The 22,731-nt window shown below is 69.7% G+C and carries 18 protein-coding genes and 1 tRNA gene; 13 read left to right on the top strand and 6 right to left on the bottom strand.

Going from position 1 to position 22,731, the window contains the following annotated elements:
• Nucleotides 1-56: 56 nt before the first annotated feature.
• A tRNA-Arg gene (locus AA983_RS10735) sits at nucleotides 57-129 on the top strand.
• A gap of 93 nt (nucleotides 130-222) precedes the next feature.
• Nucleotides 223-1,200, top strand: coding sequence for a zinc-binding dehydrogenase (locus AA983_RS10730; RefSeq protein ID WP_047312288.1), 978 nt, complete (start codon nucleotides 223-225; stop codon nucleotides 1,198-1,200).
• 22 nt (nucleotides 1,201-1,222) lie between these two features.
• Here AA983_RS10730 and AA983_RS10725 read toward each other — a convergent pair whose 3' ends face one another.
• Nucleotides 1,223-1,789 (bottom strand): sugar O-acetyltransferase, encoded by a 567-nt coding sequence (locus tag AA983_RS10725; RefSeq protein WP_047312287.1) that lies wholly within the window; start codon nucleotides 1,787-1,789, stop codon nucleotides 1,223-1,225.
• A gap of 102 nt (nucleotides 1,790-1,891) precedes the next feature.
• Between AA983_RS10725 and AA983_RS10720 the strand changes: the two genes are divergently transcribed.
• Nucleotides 1,892-2,527: an endonuclease gene (locus tag AA983_RS10720; protein ID WP_047312286.1), complete on the top strand. Its 636-nt coding sequence runs from the start codon at nucleotides 1,892-1,894 to the stop codon at nucleotides 2,525-2,527.
• 15 nt (nucleotides 2,528-2,542) lie between these two features.
• On the opposite strand, the gene AA983_RS10715 is transcribed toward AA983_RS10720, so the two are convergent.
• The gene (locus AA983_RS10715; protein WP_156170356.1) at nucleotides 2,543-3,178 is read right to left on the bottom strand and encodes a hypothetical protein; all 636 of its coding nucleotides are present in this window, start codon (nucleotides 3,176-3,178) and stop codon (nucleotides 2,543-2,545) included.
• A 502-nt stretch (nucleotides 3,179-3,680) separates the two neighbouring features.
• Between AA983_RS10715 and AA983_RS10710 the strand changes: the two genes are divergently transcribed.
• The 10 genes from AA983_RS10710 to AA983_RS10665 all read left to right on the top strand — a co-directional run bounded on the left by AA983_RS10710 (nucleotide 3,681) and on the right by AA983_RS10665 (nucleotide 18,706).
• Nucleotides 3,681-4,652 (top strand): hypothetical protein, encoded by a 972-nt coding sequence (locus tag AA983_RS10710; RefSeq protein WP_156170354.1) that lies wholly within the window; start codon nucleotides 3,681-3,683, stop codon nucleotides 4,650-4,652.
• A complete protein-coding gene (locus tag AA983_RS10705; protein WP_047312284.1) occupies nucleotides 4,649-5,827 on the top strand; it encodes a GNAT family N-acetyltransferase in 1,179 nt (392 codons plus the stop codon). Before AA983_RS10710 ends, AA983_RS10705 begins: the two co-directional genes overlap by 4 nt.
• Before the next feature lie 248 nt (nucleotides 5,828-6,075).
• A complete protein-coding gene (locus AA983_RS10700) occupies nucleotides 6,076-7,479 on the top strand; it encodes a sugar transferase (RefSeq protein ID WP_052947069.1) in 1,404 nt (467 codons plus the stop codon).
• Nucleotides 7,454-9,580 (top strand): glycosyltransferase, encoded by a 2,127-nt coding sequence (locus AA983_RS10695; protein ID WP_047312283.1) that lies wholly within the window; start codon nucleotides 7,454-7,456, stop codon nucleotides 9,578-9,580. Before AA983_RS10700 ends, AA983_RS10695 begins: the two co-directional genes overlap by 26 nt.
• Nucleotides 9,577-11,022 (top strand): oligosaccharide flippase family protein, encoded by a 1,446-nt coding sequence (locus AA983_RS10690; protein WP_047312282.1) that lies wholly within the window; start codon nucleotides 9,577-9,579, stop codon nucleotides 11,020-11,022. Before AA983_RS10695 ends, AA983_RS10690 begins: the two co-directional genes overlap by 4 nt.
• Complete coding sequence (locus AA983_RS10685; RefSeq protein ID WP_047312281.1) at nucleotides 11,019-12,284, top strand: O-antigen ligase; 1,266 nt, start codon at nucleotides 11,019-11,021, stop codon at nucleotides 12,282-12,284. Before AA983_RS10690 ends, AA983_RS10685 begins: the two co-directional genes overlap by 4 nt.
• Nucleotides 12,281-12,913 carry a hypothetical protein gene (locus tag AA983_RS10680; RefSeq protein ID WP_047312280.1) on the top strand — a complete coding sequence of 211 codons (633 nt, stop codon included), beginning with the start codon at nucleotides 12,281-12,283 and terminating at the stop codon, nucleotides 12,911-12,913. Before AA983_RS10685 ends, AA983_RS10680 begins: the two co-directional genes overlap by 4 nt.
• Nucleotides 12,910-13,689 (top strand): polysaccharide deacetylase family protein, encoded by a 780-nt coding sequence (locus AA983_RS14925; RefSeq protein WP_052947068.1) that lies wholly within the window; start codon nucleotides 12,910-12,912, stop codon nucleotides 13,687-13,689. Before AA983_RS10680 ends, AA983_RS14925 begins: the two co-directional genes overlap by 4 nt.
• On the top strand, nucleotides 13,686-14,717 hold the full coding sequence (locus tag AA983_RS10670; RefSeq protein ID WP_052947067.1) for a glycosyltransferase family 4 protein: 1,032 nt from the start codon (nucleotides 13,686-13,688) through the stop codon (nucleotides 14,715-14,717). Before AA983_RS14925 ends, AA983_RS10670 begins: the two co-directional genes overlap by 4 nt.
• Nucleotides 14,718-14,779: 62 nt before the next feature.
• Complete coding sequence (locus tag AA983_RS10665) at nucleotides 14,780-18,706, top strand: AAA domain-containing protein (protein ID WP_052947066.1); 3,927 nt, start codon at nucleotides 14,780-14,782, stop codon at nucleotides 18,704-18,706.
• Nucleotides 18,707-19,147: 441 nt separating this feature from the next.
• Here AA983_RS10665 and AA983_RS10655 read toward each other — a convergent pair whose 3' ends face one another.
• From AA983_RS10655 to AA983_RS10635, 4 genes are all read right to left on the bottom strand, one after another.
• The gene (locus AA983_RS10655; RefSeq protein ID WP_047312278.1) at nucleotides 19,148-19,507 is read right to left on the bottom strand and encodes an MscL family protein; all 360 of its coding nucleotides are present in this window, start codon (nucleotides 19,505-19,507) and stop codon (nucleotides 19,148-19,150) included.
• 712 nt (nucleotides 19,508-20,219) lie between these two features.
• Complete coding sequence (locus tag AA983_RS10645) at nucleotides 20,220-20,438, bottom strand: FmdB family zinc ribbon protein (RefSeq protein ID WP_047312570.1); 219 nt, start codon at nucleotides 20,436-20,438, stop codon at nucleotides 20,220-20,222.
• Between the two features lie 93 nt (nucleotides 20,439-20,531).
• Nucleotides 20,532-22,091, bottom strand: coding sequence for a potassium/proton antiporter (locus AA983_RS10640; RefSeq protein WP_047312276.1), 1,560 nt, complete (start codon nucleotides 22,089-22,091; stop codon nucleotides 20,532-20,534).
• Nucleotides 22,092-22,135: 44 nt separating this feature from the next.
• Nucleotides 22,136-22,723, bottom strand: coding sequence for a 5-formyltetrahydrofolate cyclo-ligase (locus tag AA983_RS10635; RefSeq protein WP_047312275.1), 588 nt, complete (start codon nucleotides 22,721-22,723; stop codon nucleotides 22,136-22,138).
• Between the last annotated feature and the right edge of the window lie 8 nt (nucleotides 22,724-22,731).

Here is a 22,731-nt window from a genome sequence, read left to right as displayed (position 1 = left end):
CGTCGCGACGTTCACGCGAGTGCGTCACCGCCTGGTCGGCGCGATGCGAGGACGACGCTCCCGTAGCTCAGGGGATAGAGCACCGCTCTCCTAAAGCGGGTGTCGCAGGTTCGAATCCTGCCGGGAGCACCGATCGGCCCTCGGGCAAGAATGTGTGGGGCCGGCCAACCTCGGCATCCGGTTCGGCCCACGTCGGGCGTTGGTGATGCCAGGATCGAAGGCATGATCGCTGCTGTTGCCGTGTCCCAGAACGCCGACGACCCGCTCGCGGGCCTCGAAGTGCGTGAGAAGCCCAAGCCCGACGTCCCGCAGGGATGGTCGCTCGTCAAGATCGTCACGAGCTCCATCAACATGCACGACGTGTGGACCCTGCGCGGCGTCGGCCACCCGCCTGAGCTGCTGCCGCGCATCCTCGGTTGTGACGCCGCGGGCTACGACGAGGACGGCAACCGCGTCGTCGTCCACGGGATCATCGGCGACCTCGACCGCGGACGCGGCGACGAGACCCTCGACCCCAAGCGCTCCCTGCTCTCCGAACAGTACGAGGGAACCTTCGCGGAGTACGTCGCGGTGCCCGCCCGAAACCTCGTCCCCCTGCCCGACGGCATCTCCTTCGCGGACGCCGCCTGCCTGCCCGTCGCGTGGGGCACCGCCTACCGGATGCTTGCCACCCAGGCGAAGCTGCGCGCCGGCGACACCGTGCTCGTGCAGGGCTCCGCCGGGGGAGTGAACTCGGCCGCCATCAAACTCGCCGTCGCCATGGGCGCCACCGTGTACGCCACCTCGCGCACCGACGAGAAACTCGCCCTCGCCGAGAGCTGGGGCGCTCGCGGCATCGCCGACGGCGCGCGCCTGCCCGAGCAGGTCGACTACGTCATCGACAACGTCGGCGAAGCCACCTGGTCGCACTCCGTCAAGTCACTGCGACCCGGCGGCGCCATCGTCACGTGCGGCGCCACCACCGGCATGAACCCCTCGGCCGATCTCGGCCGCATCTTCTACCAGCAGAAGCGCGTGCTCGGCTCCACGATGTGCACGCTCACCGAACTCCAGCAGCTCGTGCGGGTCATGGAGAACACCGGCGTCCGCCCGCTCATCGACTCCACCGTCTCGCTCGAGAACATCCGCGACGGCTTCGAGACGCTGCTCGGCGGCGACGTGCGCGGCAAGATCGTCGTGCGAGTGGCCGAGGACGACTGACGCGGCGGTCAGGGGAAGCGGTTCAGAGTTCCTTGATGACGCGTGCCGGCGAACCGACGGCCACAACGTTCGCGGGCAGGTCCTTCGTCACGACAGCCTCCGCACCGACGACGGTGTTCTCACCGATCGTCACGCCCGGGCAGACGACGACCCCGCCGCCGAGCCACACGTTGTTCTCCAGCGTGATCGGCTCGGCGGCCTCCCACTTGTCGCGCCGCTGATCGGGGTCGAGCGGGTGCGTCGCCGTGAGCAACTGGACGTTCGGGCCGATCTGCACGTCGTCACCGATCGTGACGCGGGCGACGTCGAGCGACGTGAGGTTCCAGTTCGCGAACGTGCGCGCCCCGATCGTCGTGTTGTAGCCGTAGTCGCAATAAAACGGCGGGCGCACCTCGGAATCCTCGCCGAACGCGCCGAGCAGTTCCTCCATGACGGCGCGGCGCCCGGCAGAGTCCGTCGGGTCCATCGTGTTGTAGCGGTGTGCCAGCGACTGGGCGCGCGCCGACTCCTCGCCGAGCACCGGATCGTCCGCGATGTACAGCTCGCCGGCGAGCATCCGCTCGCGCATGGTCCTCGTCGATTCCGTCATGGCGTCCAGGCTAGGGCGCCTCATCGATCGCACGTTGGCCCTGTCCATGCGCAGGGGTCGACCGGCGGCTGCGCGCACCGGGAAGGGGCATAACGTCGAGCTATGAGCTCTACACAGCAGGGGACGGTACGGAAGCTCCTCGAGGCGCACGGCACGACCTTCGCGGCCGACGCCGACATCACACTGCGTGACGAACCGGCATGTCTGTGGCAGCTCCTCGTTCTCGCCCAACTGCTCTCGACCCGGATCAGCTCCGACATCGCCGTGGCCACCGCGCGCGAACTGTGGAAGGCCGAATGGCGCACGCCCGCGAATCTGCGCAGGAGTACCTGGCAGCAGCGCGTCAACGCCCTCGGACGTGGCGGGTACCGCCGTTACGACGAGTCGACGGCGACACGACTCGAGGCCAACGTCGTCCTGCTCGACGAACGGTGGAACGGAGACCTACGCGAGTTGCGCGACGAGGCGGACGGCGACGCCGCAGGCATCGCAGAGCTCCTTCAGACGTTCGACGGCATCGGTCCCACGGGAGCGGACATCTTCCTTCGCGAAGTTCAGGATGTGTGGCCGAGCGTCGCGCCGTACGCGGACAAACTGGTCGTGCGCGGAGCGAAGGCTGCAGGCCTCCCGACGACGCCGGACGAACTCTTCGAGCTCTGCCCGAGCGGCCGCGCAGCCCATCTCGCCGCAGCGCTCGTCCGCGTCGCCCGCAAGCCGAGCATCCTCGAGCGCTTGTAAGACAGGCGGGCGACGTCAGCTGACGCCGTCGTCGGGCCAGGTCCAGCGGATGCCGACGAGGCCCGGCCCGACGTCCTGCACCATGAGTTGGAGCAGTCGGTGCGGGCGGACGTCGAGGCGATAGCCGATCTCGCCCTCGCCGAGGTCGACGTACTCCTCGGCAGTGGCGGGCAGCTCGCCTGCGAACTCAACCTGGATGAGCACCTCGCGCGTACGCCGCGGGACGCTGTAGGTGGCCTCGACCGCGCGTAGCGCGCTCGGGGGCAACTGGATGCGGTGATCGACGACGGCGATGTCACCCCGACGTGCGTCCTCGGCCAGGATCAGTTCTGCGCCCATGAGCCCGTGCTCCGGCCACAGCACCGTCCGTCCGAGTTTGCACCCCGCGACCGCCTCGAAGTGATCCTCGATCGACGTCGAGAACGCGGCCGGGTCAACTTCGTCGACGACATGGATCGACGGCAGTCGGATCGGGCCGGGGGAGAGAGCGCGCACGATGTGACGAAACTCAAGCGTCCGCTCCACGCCGACGGCGTCGACGAAGAGCTTTTCGTGGACCGTCTGCTCGTACGGCAGTTCGTCGTGCTGCATGAACCCCAGCTCGCCCAAGGCCTTGGCCACGAGGCCGGTCTCCGGCATTGCCTGCGACACCGGAACCACCCGGGGATTGCGCCCACGCGGGCGCGGGGGCCCAACGAGATCGGTGAGCTCACCCGACCCCAGGCCCAGCAGGTCTTCGAGAACCGTGAGGGCCTCGATACTTCTGGCCTGCTCAGGCTGTCGCCTGCCCGAAGACCAATGGCTGAGCGCCGACACACTGACAGGAGTGCCGTTGGCGCTCAACTGATGTGACAAGGCCGAGAGCGTGATTCGTCGGGCCGAAATGGCCGATCGCAACGTAGTCGAGAACGGAGTTGCGGTTTCTCCATGGCTGGGCGCCACAATGTCCCCCTCCTTCCACCCCTTCATGCGGAAACACCGCCAGGCAGGCTAGGCAGTGGTTGTTTACGGATTTGATTTAAATACTGGAAAAGGCGGCTCCTATGGTCAAAAAGCTCCACATATCTGGGCACGGGCGTAAATGTATGCCCCATTTGTCGCCGCAGAGTATTGGACGGTCGTCCGGTTTCTCGGGTGCCTTGGAATTCACCTCGTGCTGACGAATCGCGTGGAGCGAGACAGACATGATCCTTGCCGAAAGGGTGGGCCGACGATGGCACCTTCACTGATCAACTGGGGCGAGGGCGAGGCACGTGCCTGGGGGGAGCGCACCCACGTTGCCCGCCATGACCTCGACGGCCTCGACCTCTTCGCACGAAACGGTATCGCCCGCATCATCGATGCGATGCCGCGTTCAGCGGTCCATGCCTACACCATGGGTGACGACCCCTGTGACGGCGCGACGTGGCGTCGTGGTGACGTGGCAGATCTCACGGGTCTCCAACTGCTCGACATAGTCGACCAAGGTCGCCTCTGGCTGAATATCGTCGGGGCGGGCCAGCATGTGCCAGAGCTCGGAGCAATTGTCGACGAACTCTACGGAGAAGTTTCGTCCACTGTCGGTGACGCCTGGAGCACGCTCAAGGCGACCCTCCTCGTGTCTTCTCCGTCCGCGCAGGTTTTCTATCACGCCGACAACCAGCCGAACGCTCTGTGGCATATCCGCGGTGAAAAAAAGGTATTCGTCTATCCCTGTCGCGAGCCGTATGTTTCTGTGCGCCAACTGGATTCAATCGCGGCCGGGTATGCGGACGAGCAACTGCCGTACGACCCTGCGTGGGATGCGTCCGCCGAGGTGATCGACCTGCAGCCGGGCGAGGTTGCGTGGTGGCCGCAGAACAGCCCGCACCGTGTCGTGAACGCGCCCGGCGAGCCGAGTGTCTCGCTCTCCGTCGAGCACCGGACCACTGCCTCCACGCGCACCGAGCGTCGCCAACGGGCCGACTTCCACCTTCGGCGAACCTTCGGGCTCACCCCGCCCCCCGGCAAGTGGCTGGATCCGGTGACCCTCGTGGCCGGCTCCGCCCTCGCGAAGGTGGCACCCAAGCAGCGGGCTCGCAACGAGCGTGCCGTCTCCTTCGTCGTCGATCCTGAGGCGGAAGGCGGGGTGAAGAGCCTCGCATGAGCACACTTCTCGCCGTCCGAGGCCATTACACGGCCCACCGTCTCGACCATGACGAACTCGGCTACACATCCCTGAGCGACGACGTTGACGCCGTTCTCAGGAGCGAAGCTCCCGTCACCCACCTGCCGATCGACGAACTCGCGAAGCAGGCGCGTGCTCGGCACGCGGACCTCGTGGTCATCGTCGTCGGTCGCCAAGGGGAAGAATCGTTCACCCGGCCACTCGGTTTTGCGCTCCTCGAGCGCCGACCAGCCAGCCCGTGGCGACCGGTCGACATCCGCCTGGCGGGTGAGGGAAAGCTCGACCGTCAGAGTTTCCACCTCGTGGAGCCCGAGGTCGCTGCCACGCTGGCACTCGGTGTCGCCACCTTCGTGCGCCGGCACCGCGTGTGGCGCCTGCACCTCGACCAGGTCTCGCCGAACGATCCGACCCTCGCCTACCTCGTGCGATGCCTACCGCGGCTGCGGGCGCAGGCCGGTGACCCGATCCCACTGCTCCGCTGGCCCGACGAGCGTCGGCCCGGCCGGTGGGCGTCGAAGAAAACCCGTGCCAAGCACCGCACCGCATGCCGGAGGCTCGACGAGTCCGGCTCTGCCTGGCGGGTACACCGGTTGCGGAACGCCGGCGAGATCCGCGCAGCTCTGCCCAGGACGCTCGAGGTGCGCGCAGCTCGCGAGCGTCAGCTCGCCCGGCGCGACGCGTTCGCCGATGCGGCAGGGCAGCGTCACGTGCAGCGCGTTCTCGATCTTGCCGCCGAGGGCAATGCCGAGGTGTGGCTCCTCACTCTCGACGGCACGCTCGTCACCTATGTCGTCGTCGGGTGTGACGACGGCAAGCGCGTCCTCGTCGACAGCAGGATGCGACCGGGCTACGAGCGCCGCTCACCGGGGCTCGTGCTCTTCGGCCACATGCTCGCCACGTGGTATGTCGACGACGCCGTCCGGGTCGTCGACTTCGGACGTGGCATCAACGACTTCAAGCGCGGCCTGCGCAACGAGGTGGAGGAACGCCTGTGCGTGCGTGCGTGGTCGAACCCTGCCCTTGAGTACGCGGACCGCGGCCGGCACGTCGCCGACGCACGTCTTCGAGCGTGCGCCCGATCAGTGCGTGATCGATCACCGCTTGTCGCGGGGGTCGTGCGCCGCTGGCGCGCTCACCCCTTCACGCATCCCTGACCCCGAGGACGACCGGCCGAAGCGCCGTAGGAAAGCAGGAAAGCATGTCCACCCGAGCACCCGAGGAGACGACCACACGGTGCGTCGCCCACGTGTGCGACTCCGTCGCGGCCGCGGAGGAGTGCGCCTCGCGACATGCGTGCCACGGGCGGAGTGCGCTTCCGGCCGGTCGCGCACCTGCGTCGCGGCGGGCCGCGCGTCATGCCGCAGGCCGACACGACCGCGTCGAACCGAGGCGTCGACCCTCGATGTCGCGCGGCGCCGGCGCCGCAGCCGAGGACGCCCGTGCGGCCCGTGACCGCCGGGCGCGCACGCGCCGGGCCCGGGACGTCAGTGGATTGCTGGCCATCGACCTCGCCGTCCCCGCAGGCATGGAGTTCGCGACCCCGGTCAACCCGTTGGCCGTACTGGGTCTCGCATTCGGGATGGTCACCACCTACCGCTGGGCCGGGTTGTACCGACGCCGATTCAGTCAATCGGTGCTCGACGAACTGCCGTATCTCGTGCTCGGAATCCTCGTCGGTTTCGGCGTCGGTGCCCTCGCGCTTCTCGTCGACGACGCCCCGACGTGCGGCGAGTTGTTCGCGGGTCTCGTGCTGACCGTGACCGTCGTCATCGCCGGACGCACGCTCGTGTACCGCCTACGTCGCCGCCGCGCGCCCCGTCACGCCCAACGTGGCGGCACCCGGGTCCTCATCGTCGGTACGGGCGCCGGAGCCCGCGAGTTGGCCCGCCGCATCACCACAAGCGGTCAAGGCGCGGCGCTCGTGGGATTCCTCGGCGCCGAGCCGGACGACGGTGCGCTCGTCGAGCAGACGATCACCGCTCCCGTCATCGGCGACTACGCCGACTTCGGCGAGGTCGTCGAGACGTTCGGCGTCAACATCGTCGTCTGCGCCTTTCCCGAACTGCAGGAGTGGCAGCTCGCACACCTGCTGCGCCGCGATGCGCCGCCCGACGTCGAGGTGTACACCGTGCCGAACGGGTACAGCATGCGTCGCTGGGGCGGGCCGTGGGCCGACCACATCCGCGGTATCCCGATCATCCCTGTCGCCCCGGCCCAGATGCGGTGGGTGGACGTCGTCAGCAAGCGGGTTCTCGACATCGTTCTGGCGCTCGTCGCGCTCGTTCTTCTCTCGCCGGTACTGCTGGCCGTGGCGCTCGCGGTGCGTATCGAGCTCGGACGCGGAGTCATCTTCCGCCAGGAGCGCATCGGCAAGGGCGGAGCAACGTTCACCATGCTCAAGTTCCGGTCCATGCACCCGGCGCGCGAGGGGGACTCGCAGACCCGCTGGAGCATCGCAGGCGATCAACGCATCGGTGCCGTCGGCCGTTTCATCCGCGCCACGTCGCTCGACGAACTGCCGCAACTGTTCAACATTCTGCGCGGCGACATGAGCTTCGTCGGCCCGCGTCCCGAGCGCCCCTACTTCGTGGAGCGCTACTCGCAGATCTACCCCGACTACGAGGACAGGCACCGCGCGCCGGCCGGGCTCACCGGCTACGCGGCGGTGCAGGGCCTGCGCGGCGACACCGACATCGCCGAGCGGGCGCACTTCGACAACCTCTACATCGACAACTGGTCGATGTGGCAGGACCTCAAGATCATCGTGAGGACGGTGGGCAGTGTTTTCGGACGCCACGGCAGTTGACGACGACGCGCGTTTCCCACGACCCCTGCGGGTCGGCATCGTGTTGCCGACGCGCACCCGCGGCGGCGCCGAGGTGTGGCAGGAGCGGCTCGTCCGGGAAGAGGCGACGGCGGATGTCACGGTTCTCGCACCGCATGGCAGCGACGCCCTGCGCCGCTGGCAGGAACGGTCGGCGCGCACGCTCGACCTTCGCTCGGGGCGCCGCTTCCGCGGTGCTGCGGCGAGCGTCGTCGACCTGCGTGAATACCTGCGCACCTCCCGTCCCGACGTCGTCGTCGCGCACGGCGTGAAGGCCGCGCTGCTCACCCTGACCGCGGCCGCCGGCGCCGGAGCGCGCGTCGCCTGGGTGCGCCACGACGACAGTTTCCCGCGCCTCTCGCGCATCGTGAACACGCTGGCGGACGCTCGGCTGCTGGGCTCCGAGGGGGCCCGGCTCGCAGGTGACACCCGTGCGGTTGCCATCCAGGGGCCGCTTCCCGGTGCGCCACTGACGCGGGCGGCCGCGCGGCGGACCCTCGGGTTCGACGAGGGCTCCAGCGGCATCAGGCGTGCCGTCATGGCCACGCGACTCGCGCCCTACAAGGGGGTCGATGTCGCCATCCGTGCCCTCGCGTGCCTGCCGACGTGGAAGCTGCACGTCTTCGGCGTCGTCGATCACGCCTACCCGCAGGAGGCCGAGCGACTCACCGCACTCGCGGAACAACTCGGCGTGGGGGAACGGTTCGTGCTTCACCCTGCCCGTGACGACGCCTGGTCCCTCCTCGGTGCCTTCGATGCTGCGCTGATGCTCACGCGCACCGACGCGGGAGCCCACCTCAGCCGCGAGGCGTTCGGGTTGACGGCGTACGAGGCGGTGCGCGCGGGAGTGCCGGTCGTCGCGGCGTCACCTGTCGCCGAACAGCTCGGCGCTGCAGGCATTCTCGTCGGCTCCGAGGACGTCGACGCCGTCGTTGCCGCCCTGCGTGACTGCGTGCGACCCGAGCGCCGCCGTGAACTGCTCGCCGCAGGCCCCGGTGTGCTCGCGACCACCGTTCTCGAACCCGACGAAGCCGCCGACCGCTTCACCCGCCTCCTCGCGGGGACCGCCCGCCGACCGGGGGCGGGCGTGCGAGGCGCCGAGCCGATGTCGGTCGTCACGACGGTGCTCGACGAGGCCGAGGCTCTCGCGCGCCTCCTCGACGACGTGGTGCCGCTGCTCGGTCCTGACGACGAACTCGTCGTCGTGGACGGCGGCTCACGCGACGGCACGTTCGAGGTGGCGCAGGCGGCCGGCCGCCGTGATGCACGGGTACACGTGTTGCGGGCCGAGGGCGCCGGAATCTCCGAGGGCAGGAATGCCGGGATCGCCGCCGCCGCCCACGAGCTCATCGCGTGTACCGATGTAGGGTGCACACCGGCCCCGACGTGGCTCGAGGCCTTCCGCAGCGCAGCGAGCGAGCACCCCGAGGCCTACCTCTTCACGGGTGTCTACACCGCGACGGCGAGGAATGCCGTCGATGACGCGTTCGCCGCCTGCGGCTACCCGGACGTCGCTGAACTGCACCACCCGAGCGCCGGTCAGCGCCTCTACGCGCGAGCGTTCGGCCGCGCGTTCCGCCCCGAGATGCCCACGGGGCGTTCCGTCGCCTTCAGGCGAGCCGCCTGGGCCGAGGTCGGCGGTTTCCCCGAGAACCTCCCGACGGGTGAGGACGTCACGTTCGGCATGCGGATCGCGGCCCGCCACCCGGCGCTGCTCGTCGCCGATGCCGCCGTCGAATGGGAGCAACGACCGAGCGTGCGCTCCACCCTGCGCATGTACTACCGGTACGGGCAGGGCTCGGCCGACTCGGGCAACACCCGGCTCGTCGTGCGTGACGGCCTGCGTCTGCTCGCCTACGGGGGTGGCGCCGTTCTCGTGACCAGAGGGCCCCTTGCCCGAACGGCACTCGCCGTCGGTGCGGTGGGCTATCTCGGCGTGCCGGTGCGGCGCGCGCTGCGGCGTCCGCGCGGCGTTCGCGCCGCAGCGCTCGTGCCCTTCGCGACGGCGGCTCGCGATGTCGCGAAGGTGGCCGGAGCACTCGAAGGCATGACGCGCCGGGCAAAGCGGGGCGCTCACTCGTGAATCGTGCACCCGCGACGCGCAGCTCGGCGCGGCGCCTCACCGTCGGAGCGCTCACCCTGAGCGTCGGCGAAGTCGTCGGCAAGCTCGGCACCCTCGGCATGCTCGGGCTGATGGCCCGGCAGCTGGGCGCGGCCGACTTCGGCCTCTTCAGCCTCGGCCTGGGCCTCGGACTGTTGCTCGCGTCGGTCGTGACGCTCGGCTTCGACCAGCGCCTCGTGCAACTCGTCGGCGCGGAACCGGAGTCGCTCGACGCCCGCCTGTCGGCCCTGCTGACACTGCGGATGGCGCTCGCGATCACCGTCGTCACCGTGTCTGCGATCGTCCTCATGACGCTCGACGAACCGGCCGCCTCCCGCGAGGTCATCGCCGTGCTTGTGGTCGCGGGATGTAGCGACACGCTCGTCGAGGCCTTCCGTACGGCTGCGAACGTGCGTGCCGTCCAGGTCGTGCCAGCCGCGGTGCTTGTCGTGCAACGGCTGCTGGCGCTGGGCCTCGTCGCCTGGGTCCTGGCCGAGGGACACGGGGTGGTCGCGGTCGCGTGGGCCTACTGCGCCGCGTCCCTCGGGAGTCTCGTCGTCATGGCGGGGGTGAGCCGTGTCGTGGCCGACGTCCGGCCGCGGGCGGCTCTCGTCACGCGTCACCACCTCGGCGACTTCCTCCGCGCCGTGCGGGTCACCGGGATCAATGACCTCGTCTCCATGACGCTCTTCCGCCTCGACGTCGTGTTGCTGGCCGTCCTGGCCGGTGAGGTCGCCGTCGGCCACTACACCGCGGCCTACCGGCTGCTCGAGACAGTGCTCTTCGTCAGCTGGTCGCTGTGCCGCGTCGTGCAGCCGAGCCTCGCCGACACCTCGGCCCCGATTGCGTCGCGCGCGGGCATCGTGCGCGCCTGCATCGTGCTGGTCGCAGCGGTCTACGTGCCTTACACCGCGCTCCTCGTGGTGCGCGGCGAAGACCTCATGCACCTGCTGTTCGGCGCCGAGTTCGCCTCGGCCCACGTGCTGTGGGGTCTGTGCCTCGCGCCCCTCGCATTCGGACTGGCACAGGTCGGTGCCACCGCGCTACTCGCCCTGCGTCCCGATCCCGCTGTGCTGTGGGCCAGCACCGCAGCCCTCGCGACCAACGTCGGGCTCAACCTCGCGCTCATTCCCGCGTTCGGCGCCGTGGCCGCCGCCGTGACGACGAGCCTGTCCTACGTCGTCCAGGCAGGCGTGACGGTGACGGCGCTGCGCCGTGTCATGCCGGTGCATAGCGCGAGTCGGCCCCTCGCAGTCGTCGCGCTCGCCGCGTTCGTGGCGGCCGCGGTCATGCTCGTCCCCATGGCGCCGCTCGTCGCGATGGCGTTCGGCGTGGGCGTCTACGTCCTCGTGTGGGGCGTCCTGACGTCGGTGTGGGATCGCCCCACGCTCGGTTTCCTCCGCTCTCTCGCGAGGCCGGCATGAGCGCCCAGCTACGAACCCGGCGCGAGGCACGCGAACACCGCACCGCAACCCGCCTGCGCAGCCTGCTTGCCGCGGCCGTCGCGACGACCCTCGCCGTCGCACCCTGGTCGGAGCGGGCCGTGGCGCCCCTCATGGCTCTCGTCTGCGTTTTCGCCGGAGTCGTGGTGCTCTTCGAGCGTCACGTGTACGTGCCCGTAGCCCTGCGCGCGTGCGCACTCGTACCGATCGGCCAGACGCTCACGCTGCCGTACGCCCCCGACCTGCCGTGGTCCTGGCGTCTTGTGGCCATGAGCTGGATGGGGTGGATCTGCGCCCTCGGTGTCGCCCAACTCGACGCGCGTCGCCGGGCCTGGATGCTCGTCGCTGTGAGCGCGTCCGCCGCCGTCGTGGCACTCGGGTCGCTCGCAGATCTCGGCGCGCTCTCGAGCCACGAGGGCGGCGGCGTCATCAACGGCCGCCTCCAGGGGCCGCTCGCGCAGCCCAACGAATTCGGTTCGCTCATGCAGATGGCCTTGCCGTTCGTCCTCCTCACGACGTTCGCCGCCTGGGCCCCGCGTGACGGCCGCATTCGTGCCCGGACGTGGCGAGTCACGAGCGTCGTCGGCCTCGCCGGCGTCGTCGCGGCACTCGTCTTCAGCCTCTCGCGCGGTGCTTGGATCGGAACGCTCGTCACGCTCACCCTGGTGGCGCTCGTGCGTCCCGCCGCCCGCCGCGGACTCCTGACGTTCGGGCTCGCGCTCGTCCTCGTGGGGGCGCTCGCAGCCGCAGCGGGGGGATCGTTCGTCAGCGCCGTCAGCGCGCGGTTCGACTCCCTCACCTCGCCGACGCGCAGTGCGTCGGACGAGCGCCCGGCGATCTGGGCGTATGCCGGCGAGCTCGTCGACGGTCGTCCGTTCACCGGGGTCGGCGTCGGTGGCCTACCGGAAACCGCCGGCGACGCAACCTTCGGCATGACGAACGTCGCGCCGCTGCACGCGCACAGCATCGTGCTCACTGCGCTGGCCGAAGGCGGACTTCTCGCACTCGCGACCCTCAGCGTGCTGCTCGTCGTCGGCGTGCGCGTACTCGCGCGCATGAACGCGCGTGGTGCGCCGGTGGTCGAGGTGGCCGCCGCAGCCGCGCTCGCCGGCGCCTTCGTGCACGGCGTCATCGACTTCCCTTGGCGCGCACCGGCACTCACCGCCACCACCTGGCTTCTTGTCGGGCTTCTCCCGGTCGGCGTGACGCGCTCGCGCCGTTCCTCGACGAAAGGAAACCCATGACCGACCATCGCGACCCGACGGACCTGCCCGCTGCGGAAACCCGCGGCTCAGGTTCGTCACCGACCTCCAGGGACACTGATGGCGCGTCCCGCACGGGCATCGGACGGTGGCGCCTGCCGCTCGCCATCGTCGTCCTCGGCACTCTGGTCGTCGCTCTGACGGCGCTGCTCCTACCGGGTCGCTACGACGCGACATCCGTCGTCGGGCTGCGCGCCGCATCCGAGGGCGGGAACCAGGCCGACATCGCGGCCAGCGCCGACAGCCTCAAGCAGGTGGCCCAGCAAGAAGCGGTGGCGAGCGGTGCGCCCGGACACGTCGAGAGCATCGGTCGCTCCATCCCCGTGTCGCGTGACGCGAAGGCCACGGCCAACCTCGACCCCGACTCGACGACGATCCGCATCGTCGCGCAGGGCGTGAGCGCGCGTGAGTCCTCGGCTCTGGCCAACGCGCTCGCCGATGACGCCGTCAAGCGCATCGGACGTGACGGCACGGCGCGCGCGGTGGTCCTCGAACGGGCTGAGCCGACCTATGCCGAGAAGAAGCCGAACCGCCTGCTCGTGGCCGGGGCGGGGGAGGCGGCCGTCCTTGCAGCGGCCGCGCTCGCCGGTGCAGCGAGGGGGCGGCCATGACGGGCCCCACGCCGCTCGTGCTCATGTACCACGGCGTGGCCCAGGTGCCGCGCTCGCTGGATCCGGCGAACATCTTCGTGACGAAGGAAGCGATCTCCCACCAGATCGCACGCCTCACCGAGCGTCACGGGTTCCGTCCGCTGACCGAGGCGCAGTACCTCGCCGCGCTGGCCGGTGAGCGCAGCGTGCCCTCGAACAGCTGCCTCGTCACCTTCGACGACGGCTACGCCTCCGTGCTCGACGAGGCGGCGCCGTTGCTTGCCGCCGCGCGTGTCCCGGCCATCTGTTACGTCTCACCCGGGTTGCTCGGCGCGCAGCCCGACCGCAGTGAACCGGCCGCCTCGGCCCGCCTCGATCGCGACGGCGTGCAAGCACTGCGCGAGTACGGGATCGAGATCGGTTGCCACAGCGACCTGCACGCGTCCATGCGCGGGATGAGCGCCGAGCGGCTCCGTGCTGCGACGAGCGTCGCGCGTGAGGAGATGGAGGCGCTGTTCGGCCACACCCCCCGCACGTTCGCCTACCCCTACGGCGATCACGACGCGGCGGCGCGAGCTGCTGTGCGCGAAGCCGGCTTCGAGTGCGCCTTCGCGACCTACGAGGGATACGGACGTTTCGCCCTGCCACGGGTCGACATCAACGCCACCGACACCCCGTTCACCTTCGACCTCAAGCTGCGGCGGCTGTACCCGTTCCTCCGTCGTTCGCTGGGGCGCGTTCCCGTGGTGCGACGAGCGACGCACCACGTCGTCGGCTACGCCCCGAGGCAGCCGTGACCCGGATCCTTCACGTCACCGAATGCTTCAGCACCGGAGTTTCGCGCGCCATCCGCACGATCGCGCAACTCGCGCCGGAGCACGAACACCACCTGCTGTACACCGGCCTCGACGAGCCGGGCGAGTCCACGTTCGCCTCCTGCCGCGAGCTGCCGGAGGGAACCTCGGCGCGCATTCGGGCGGTGCGTGAGGTTGCCGGCGCGCTCGGTGCCGATGTTGTTCACGCACATTCGAGTTGGGCCGGCGTCTACACGCGGGCGCTGCCGTTGTCGGCCCGCGTCGTCTACCAGCCGCACGGGTACAAGCTCTCCGACACGAGTGCGTCACGGCCGGCGCGTTTCGCTGTGGCAGCCGCCGAGAGCCTGCTGGGGCTGAGAAGCGATGCCGTCGTCGTTCTCTCACCGCAGGAGGCACGGCTCGCCCGACGGCTGACGCCGAGGGCGCAGGTCGTCGTCGTGCCGAACGTGCCGACGCTGCCGGTTCGTGAGGGATCACCGGAGAGCTCGGAGGCCCCGCGGGGCGGTGGCGAGATGGCCCATCCGACGATTGTCATGAGTGGCCGGGTCAGCCGGCAGAAGGATCCGGAGTGGTTCGTCGCCGCCGTCCAGCTCGTGCGTCGAGAGCGTCCGGACGTGCGGGCGGTGTGGCTCGGCAGCGACGACGACAAGGGCTTGGCCGAGCGCCTCATGGCCGCCGACGTGACGGTGACCGGTTGGGTCGACGCCGACGAGGTGCGGCGCTTGGTGGGTGCGGCGGGCGTCTATCTCCACACGGCGCGGTACGAGGGGTTCCCGCTCAGCGTTCTCGACGCGCTCGCGCTCGGTACGCCGACGCTCGTGCGTGACATCCCCGCGTTCGAGGGAACACCGCTGTGGGCCGTCGACTCACCGACGGCAGCCGCCGGTCGTGCCCTGGCCCTGCTCACCTCGCGTGAACAGCGGGAGGCCAACCGTCGTGCGGGAGCACAGCTGCTGACCACCATGTCGCCGGACGCCCAACAGGCGGCCCTGGCCGAGCTCTATGGGTGAAGTCGCACCCCGTCACGGCGAGGCGAGGCGAAACAGACCCTTCGTCTCGATAGCCTTCCGGGGTGACGAACGACGACCGCAGCGCTCCCGAGGCCCACGCGAGCGTGCTCGACACCGAGCGCGCCCAGGCCGTGCGTGACGCTGCCGCTCTTTGGCAGCGTCACCTCGTCGACCTCGGCGGACGCAACTCGCTTCTGTGGCAGCGCACCGACGACACGGTCGAGCTCGACCTCACGACGGCGCACCCGGCCGGCGTCGCGAAGTTGCTCTCCGGCCGCAACGTGCTCTTGTCCGAGATCGTGCGCGAACCCAGCGCCTACCGTGCCGCGTACGAGCGGGCCATCGCCGTGCGCGATCTCTCGCGTGAGCTGCTCGAGGAGCGGGGCATCATCAGTTGCTTCCTCGCCCTCGGGCGTGCGACCTGGCAGCTCAGCGGTGACGCCGTCCCCGCCGCCCCGATCCTCCTGCGCCAGTGCGACATCCACTTCGGTGGTCGCGACGGTGACGACCTCGTGCTCGAGGTGTCGCGCACCGTCGAACTCAACTCGGCGCTGTCGACCTATTTCGCCTCGCGCGGCATCAACATCGACCAGGACTACCTGACGTCGCTCGCGTCCGGCCCCCACGGCTTCGACCCTGCTCCGACCTACGACATGATGCGCCGGGCCGGCGCGAGCATCCCCGGCTTCCGTGTCGACGAACGTCTCGTCGTCTCGACGTTCAGCTACGCCAAGCTCTCCATGGTCCGCGACGTCTCCGACCAGTCGGCGTGGCTGCACCAACACCCCGTCATCGCTGCCATGGCGGGTGACGAGCAGGCCACCTTCGACGTCGGCGCGCAGATGCCCGAACCCGGCCTCGACGCCGACCCGCGCGAGGAGTTCCTCGTCCTCGATGCCGACGCGCAGCAGCAGGCGGCGATCGACGCCGTCATGGGCGGCCAGCACCTCGTGCTCATGGGCCCGCCCGGTACGGGCAAGAGCCAGACGATCGCCAACCTCGTCGCCACGCTCACCGCACACGGCCGCAGCGCTCTCTTCGTTGCGGAGAAGCGCGCCGCGATCGACGCGGTCATCGGCCGGCTCGAGGGTCTCGGGCTGCGTGACCTCATGCTCGACGCCCACGCGGGCTCCGGCACCGCAGCCGACCTCGTCGACGCTCTCGCGCGCCGCCTCGTCACAGCGCCTGCCTCGGGGGCACCGCACGTCGGTGATGCCCTTCGTTCGAGTCACGACACCGGCCCGGGCCAGGACGCTCCTGACGAGGCCGTCATCGAGACGCTCGAGGAGCACCGCTTCACCCTGCTCGAGCACGTGCGCGCGCTGCACCGCGTGCGTGACCCGTTCGGCGTCAGCGCCAACGACGCGCAGGATCGCATCGCCGAACTCAACGCCCTGCCGGTGGCGCCGCGTTCGCGCGTGCGCCTCGAGGGCGAGCCGTTGCGGCGCCTCGACGAACAGGGCCGTGACGAGGTGGGCCGCCTGCTGAGCGACCTTGCGCGCCGCAACGCCTGGCGTGACGACGGGCAGCCCGACCCCTGGTTCGGCTCGCGCGTGCGCGGGCGTGACCACATGGAGCGCGCGAAGGCACTCGTCACCCGCCTCGCCGGCGAGAACGGGAACGACGGCGATCTCGCCGCTCACCGATCCCAACTCGACGAACTCTTCACGAAGGCGGGCCTCCCGCTGCCGGAATCGGCCACGCGTGCGGCCGAGGTCCTGGATCTCATGGAACAGGTGAACAAGACGCTCGACGTCTTCACCCCCGAAATCTTCGGTGTTCCGCTCGACATCGCCGTCACGGCGAGCGCCACCCGCGCCCAGCGCAAGGAAACGGGCGAGGCTCCCGGCGTCCTCGAACGACGCCGTGTACTCAAGCAGGCCCGTGCCACGCTGCGGCCGGGACGGCCCCCGGCCGATCTGCACGCCGCGCTCGAGCGGGCGTGTGTGCAGCAGACCCGCTGGAAGGAACTCGGCGGTACCGGGCGCCCCAACGTTCCCATCGGTACGGAGGAGGCCCGCAGCGCCCACGCCCGCCTCACCGAGGAGCTCGACTGGCTCGGTGTGCGGCTCGAGGGCACGGCGGGCGCCACCGAACTGCTCACCACACACTTCGACGAGCTCGCGGAGCGAGTTGCCGATCTTGCCGCCAATGTCGATCGACTCGAGATCGTGCCGACCGTCGGAGGCGATCTCGAGCGCCTGCGCGCCCAGGGTCTCGGCGCCGTCATCGACGACTTCGCCGCTCGCGGTCTCGGCCCTGACGCGGTCGGCCCCGAGTGGGAGTTCGTGTGGTGGACGAGCGTTCTCGGTCGTGTGCGCCGTCACGATCCGGCCTACGAGCAGCACCGCGGCAACGAACTGCGTGCGTCTGCGGTGAAGTTCGCCGACGCCGATCGCCAGCACCTTGCCGCAGCCCCCGAGCGTGTGCGCGCCCGCGCCTACCGACGCATCGACGCCGTCGCGGAACACTTCCCCGAGCAGGTCGAGGCGATGGAATCGGCCCTCGTCTTCGGTCATCACGCAGGCAGCGCCGACGCGCTGCGCCACGCGTTCGCCGGCGCCCCCGACCTCATGACGGCGCTCGCTCCCTGCTGGGCCATGAGCCCCCTCGTCGTTGCGCAGACTCTCCCGCCGGGGCAGTGGTTCGACGTCGTCATCTTCGACGAGGCGAGCCAGATCCCGCCGGCCGAGGCGATCTCCGCCATCAGCCGTGGTGCACAGGTCGTCGTCGCCGGAGACACCCAGCAGCTTGCACCGACGAGCTTCTTCCAGCGCACGGCCGCGGGTGAGGACACGGCACACACGGGGGAGTCTGTGCTCGACGTGCTCTCCGCACTCCTGCCGGTGCGCCACCTGCGTTGGCACTACCGCTCGCTCGACGAGCGCCTCATCGCGTTCTCCAACGACGCGGTCTACGACGGTGAACTCGTGACGTTCCCGCGGGCACGTACCGAGAACGTCCTACGCTTGCACGTCGTCGGCGCGCACGCCGTGGCCTCCGACGACCTCCCGGTCGCCGCAGCTCAGGCAGCCTCGGTCGACGAGAACGCACCGGAGGTCGCGGCCGTCGTCGATCTCGTCTCACAGCACGCCCGTCAGCGGCCCGAGGAAAGCCTCGGCGTCATCGCGCTCGGTCTCACGCACGCACGCCGCGTCGAGCGCGCCGTGGCGGCGGCAGCCCGCACCGACGAGGCGCTCGCGGCCTACCTCGAGGCGCACGTCGACGAGCCGTTCTTCGTCAAGAACCTCGAACGCGTCCAGGGTGACGAGCGCGACGCGGTGGTCCTCACCCTGGGTATTGCCCCGACGAGTGGCAGCCTCGTGCGCCGCTTCGGGGCGCTCAACCACGTGGGTGGCGAACGACGCCTCAACGTTGCCATCTCGCGCGCCCGTCGCCGCATGGATGTCGTGAGCACGTTCGCCGGCGAGGACCTGGAACCCACGACTCTGCGCTCGCGCGGGGCGACGCTGCTCCGCGATTTCCTGCTCTACGTCGCCGAGTGCGACGAACGCCTCGAACCTCGTGCCGAGGACGTCGACGGGGTCACCGTGGTCGGCGGCAAGCGTCGCCGTGCTGCAACGTCCGGATCCGTCGCGTTGCGCCGGGTCGGGGCCGACGCGGAGATCGTGCCCGTGCCGTTCGTCGTCGAGGACTTGGCGCGGCGCCTTCGCGCCGAGGGGCTCACGGTGCACACCGGCTACGGCCATTCGCGCATGCGCGTCGACCTCGCGATCGAGCATCCGCGCGAGCCGGGGCAGATGCTGCTCGCCGTCGAGAGCGACGGCGAGCACTACGCGGCGATGAACAGCGTGCGCGAACGCGACCGGCTCCGTCCCGACGCGCTGCAGCGTCTCGGCTGGGCGCACGACAGGGTGTGGACCGTCGACCTCTTCCGTGACCCGGCGCGCGACACCGCCCGCATCGTCGAGTTGGTTCACCGTCTCGCGGCGCAGGTCGACGTCGCAGGTGAAAGCGTGCCGCAGTGACCGACGTGTCAGGGCCCGACGGCGCTGACCGCCCGAAGGCTGCGGGAGGCGAGCGGCAGGGGAGTGGGCGGCCACCGCGTCGCGGTCCTCGTCGCGCCACGGCTGCCCAGACCGGATCGGTCGTGCCCGCCGCCTCCGCCACGCCGGAGGCGGATTGGGCCGAGTGGCTCGCTCGCCGGGAACCCGAGACCCAGACGCCGCCTTCGCCCGTGAGCACGGACGAATCCGAGGCGAAGGGGGCAGCCGAGAAGCCGCGCCTGAACGAGCGGGATCGGTGGTTCCTCGAGCAGCGTCCACCGCACTGGGACTGAGTGGCCCGGGCGTCGCGAACGAGTCGCGAAACGATCCGAACGCGCGGTCACGAGAAAGGGCGTCGACACCGTGATGGTGTCGACGCCGTTTCGCGTCAGAGGGTCAGTGACCTCGGGATGAGCGTGAAGCTCAGACGCGACGCTGCGCGCGCAGCTCGTCGCGGATCTCGGCGAGGACGGAGATCTCCGTGTCCTCGACGTCGGCCGGCTTCTCGAAGCGGGCCTTGGCAGCCTCGTACGGCTTGACCATGAAGAAGTACACGACGAAAGCGAGGATGAGGAAAGCGACGAGAACCGTGAGGAACGCGCCCACCGGAACGTCGCCCGGCTTCCAGTTGTTGAAGTCCGGCGTGCCGCCGAGCTTGCCGATGAGGCTCATGACGACGTTGACGAAGGCCTCGACGACCTTTGCGAAGGCGCCCGCCATGATGAACGCGACGGCAAGCTCGATGAGGTTGCCGCGCATGATGAAGTCCTTGAAGCCCTTCATGGCTTCTCCTTACTACTCAGTACCAGTGAAAAGGTGCGAGGTGAGCGTACCCATCCAGGTGAGACACAAAGAAACGCGGGAATCCCCCAGCGTGTCGGAATTCGTGATAACCGGGCGGGTCAAGGACTGACCGTGACGAACAGATCTGACCAGGACGAGTGTCCATCATTGGTATGACGCGCAATTTTCATCACGTCGGGCGGCGTGAGGGCCACGAGAACAGGTGCTCGATCGACTCGATTCGACACGTCCGCGCTGCGGGACTTTGTCTCGAATGGTGGTACGACTGGCGCCGCCGAGGTGAGGCGCGTGCCGTCGGGTGCCCAGACGTCGACGCGTGAGGTGCGAGTCAGTCGGTCCGCTAGGGCGGCGTCCGCGTCGATCGTCACGAACTGTCGGCCGCGCAGCTCAGGGCGTTCGGAGTTGTCGGTTGTCGACGCGCCGGACGAGGGCGACGAGGAGGCAGGGACGTCGTGGGTTCCACCGCCGGTGGCCACGAGGGCGGCAGCGGCGAGGCAGACGCAGGCGCCGAGTTTGCGGAGTCGACGTCGCCTCGTGGCGGCGGCTCTGGTGGGCGCATTGAGGCGGTGGACGACGTCGAGATCGCGCAGGCTGGGCATATGTCGACGCTAGGCGCGTGGCAGTTGCGCGTCACGCGAGGCGCCCCGTGCCCTGTGGAAGAGGCCCACCGGCCGTCAAGGTTGGGGAGAAGTCAGTCGCTGGACGAACTCGACGAACCACTGTCAGCCGAGCCGGAACGGCTGTCCGTGCGGTAGAAACCGCTGCCCTTGAACGTCACGCCGACGCCGTCGAACACCTTGCGCAGGTCGCCCGAGCACACCGGGCACGTCGTCAACGCCGGGTCGGAGAAGGACTGCCGCTCCTCGAAGCGGTGGCCACAGTTCTTGCAGGCGTAGACATAGGTGGGCATGGTCTCCTCCAACGGGGCGAACGGCGGGCGCTCGTTCTTTCGAGCGTCATCGTAGGGCAGGGGTCGGGGGCGGCGACCCTCGCCCCGCGAAGCTCAGGAGTGACCGGTCCCGGCATGCTCGGTGTCCGGGCCGGTGTCGGTACGCCAACCGGCCAGGCGGCCACCCGCGCTCACCTCACGGATGCGCTGGGCGGCGAGACCACGCACCGACTCCTTCGTCACGACGAGGAGTTGGTCGCCGGCGCGCAGGACGCTGCGCTCGTTCGGGACGTATCCCTCGTCACCGTTGACGACGAGGGTGACGTTGGCTCCGACCGGCAGGCGCAGTTCGTAGACGCGCACGCCGATGAGGCGTGAGGTCGGGCCCACCTTGACCTGGAGCATGTCGGCACCGAGGTCCGTCAGGGGCGTGTTCTCGACCTCCAGCTCGACGGTGTGGGCCTGCTCGTCGATGCCGAGGCGTTTGGCGACGAACGGCAAGGTCGGGGCCTGCAACAGGGTGAAGACGATGACGAGCACGAAGACGAGGTCGAAGATCCATCGCGTGTCGGACGCGCCCAGCGTCAGCGGCACGGTCGCGAGAACGACGGGTACCGCGCCGCGCAGTCCGGCCCAGGACAGGAAGACCTGCTCACGCCACGAGAAGCCGAACGGTGTCATTGACACGAGAACAGACGCCGGGCGCGCGATGAGGAGGAGGACGAATCCGACGACGATTGCCGGCACGAGCTGGTCGGCGAGGCGCGACGGCGATGCGAGCAACCCGAGGAGAACGAACAGACCGATCTGTGCGAGCCACCCGAGGGCCTGACCGAACCCGCGCACCGCCTGACGGTGTGGGATGTTCATGTTCCCCAGAACGAGCGCGGCGAGATAAGTGGCGATGAAACCGCTCGTGTGGACCGTCGCGGCTGCGGCGTACGCGAAGACGGCACCCGCGACGACGCCGATGGCGAACAGGCCGGACGAGCCCGGCGCGATGCGTTGCGAGAGTGAGCCCAGCACCCAGCCGACGAGCAGGCCGACGAGCGCGCCGCCAGCGAGTTCGAAGACAGCCGTTCCGGCGAGTTCGAGAATGGTGTGGTGCTCGCCGCCGGGTACGACCTCGCTGGCCAGCGCCACCACGAGGAGGACGACGGGGGCGTCGTTGAAGCCCGACTCGGCTTCGAGCACGCCGGTGAGGCGGTGCGGGAGAGGGACCTTGCGCAGCACGGAGAAGACGGCCGCGGCGTCTGTGGAGCTGACGACGGCGCCGAGCAGGAGCGAGGTCGACCACCCCAGGTCGAGCAACCAGTGGGTGAGTGCGCCGACCACGCCGACGGACACGAGGACGCCGAGCGTCGACAGGAGCAGTGCCGGGGCCACGGACGAGCGGATGCTGCGCCATTCCGTCGTCAGGCCGCCCTCGATGAGAATGAGCACGAGTGCGGCGTAGCCGAGAACCTGAGTGAGGTTGTCGTTGGAGAAGTCGATGCCGAAGCCGCCCTCGCCGAGCACGACGCCGATCGCGAGGTAGATCAGCAGGGTCGGCAGCCCGGAGCGGTTGGCCAGGCGCACCGCGGCGACCGCGACGAGGAGAACCAGAGAACCGACGAGAAGAACGAAGGGAAGGTCGTCGGTACCGAAGCCCGTGCCGGCCGCTGATGCAATCATGCGCCGCCCCCTCCTACCCGCTCACCGTTCGTCGTCGCTCGGCATTATCTCAGGGGCTCGCGCAACCACGTGAGCCCGTTCACGGTGAGCACGGCGTCGACGCGCTCGTCGTGGGCCTGCGTGGGGAAGTCGACGCCGAACTCGTCCGGAAAGACGACGGCGATGACGGGCGTTCCCTCACGGCGCCGGGGGAGCGCTCGGTCGTAGCAGCCGCCTCCTTGCCCGAGCCGTTCCCCGCGCGCTCCGATGGCAAGGGCGGGTGCCACGACGACGTCGGCGAGCGCGATGGCGTCCTTGCCGAGATCCTCACCGGTTGCGAGGTCGCGCCACGACAGATCGAGGTCCTCGAGGGTGATGGGGACGATGACTCGGCCGTTCTCCAACAGGCGCGCGTTGAGCGGTTCGAGATTCGACTCGGTGTCGAGCGGCTCGAAGGTGGCGACGCACGACGCGGTGCGCAACGCCGGTTCCGCGAGACGGAGCAATCGCCGCCCGTCGGCCTCACGCTCGGACGTCTCACCCATGTCACGGCGGGCCCGTCGCGCGGCGCGCAACGTGCGCCGGACGGCACGTTTAGCCTCCCGTGACGCCGCGTTCACCTCCGGCCCCGTGGAAGCGTCGTTGTCACCCATGACGAGTA

The sequence above is a fragment of the Dermacoccus sp. PE3 genome (genome assembly GCF_001021715.1).
Classification (GTDB): domain Bacteria; phylum Actinomycetota; class Actinomycetes; order Actinomycetales; family Dermatophilaceae; genus Dermacoccus; species Dermacoccus abyssi.
Note: the sequence above shows the minus strand (reverse complement) of the source record. Positions and strands in the feature narration are given on the sequence as shown.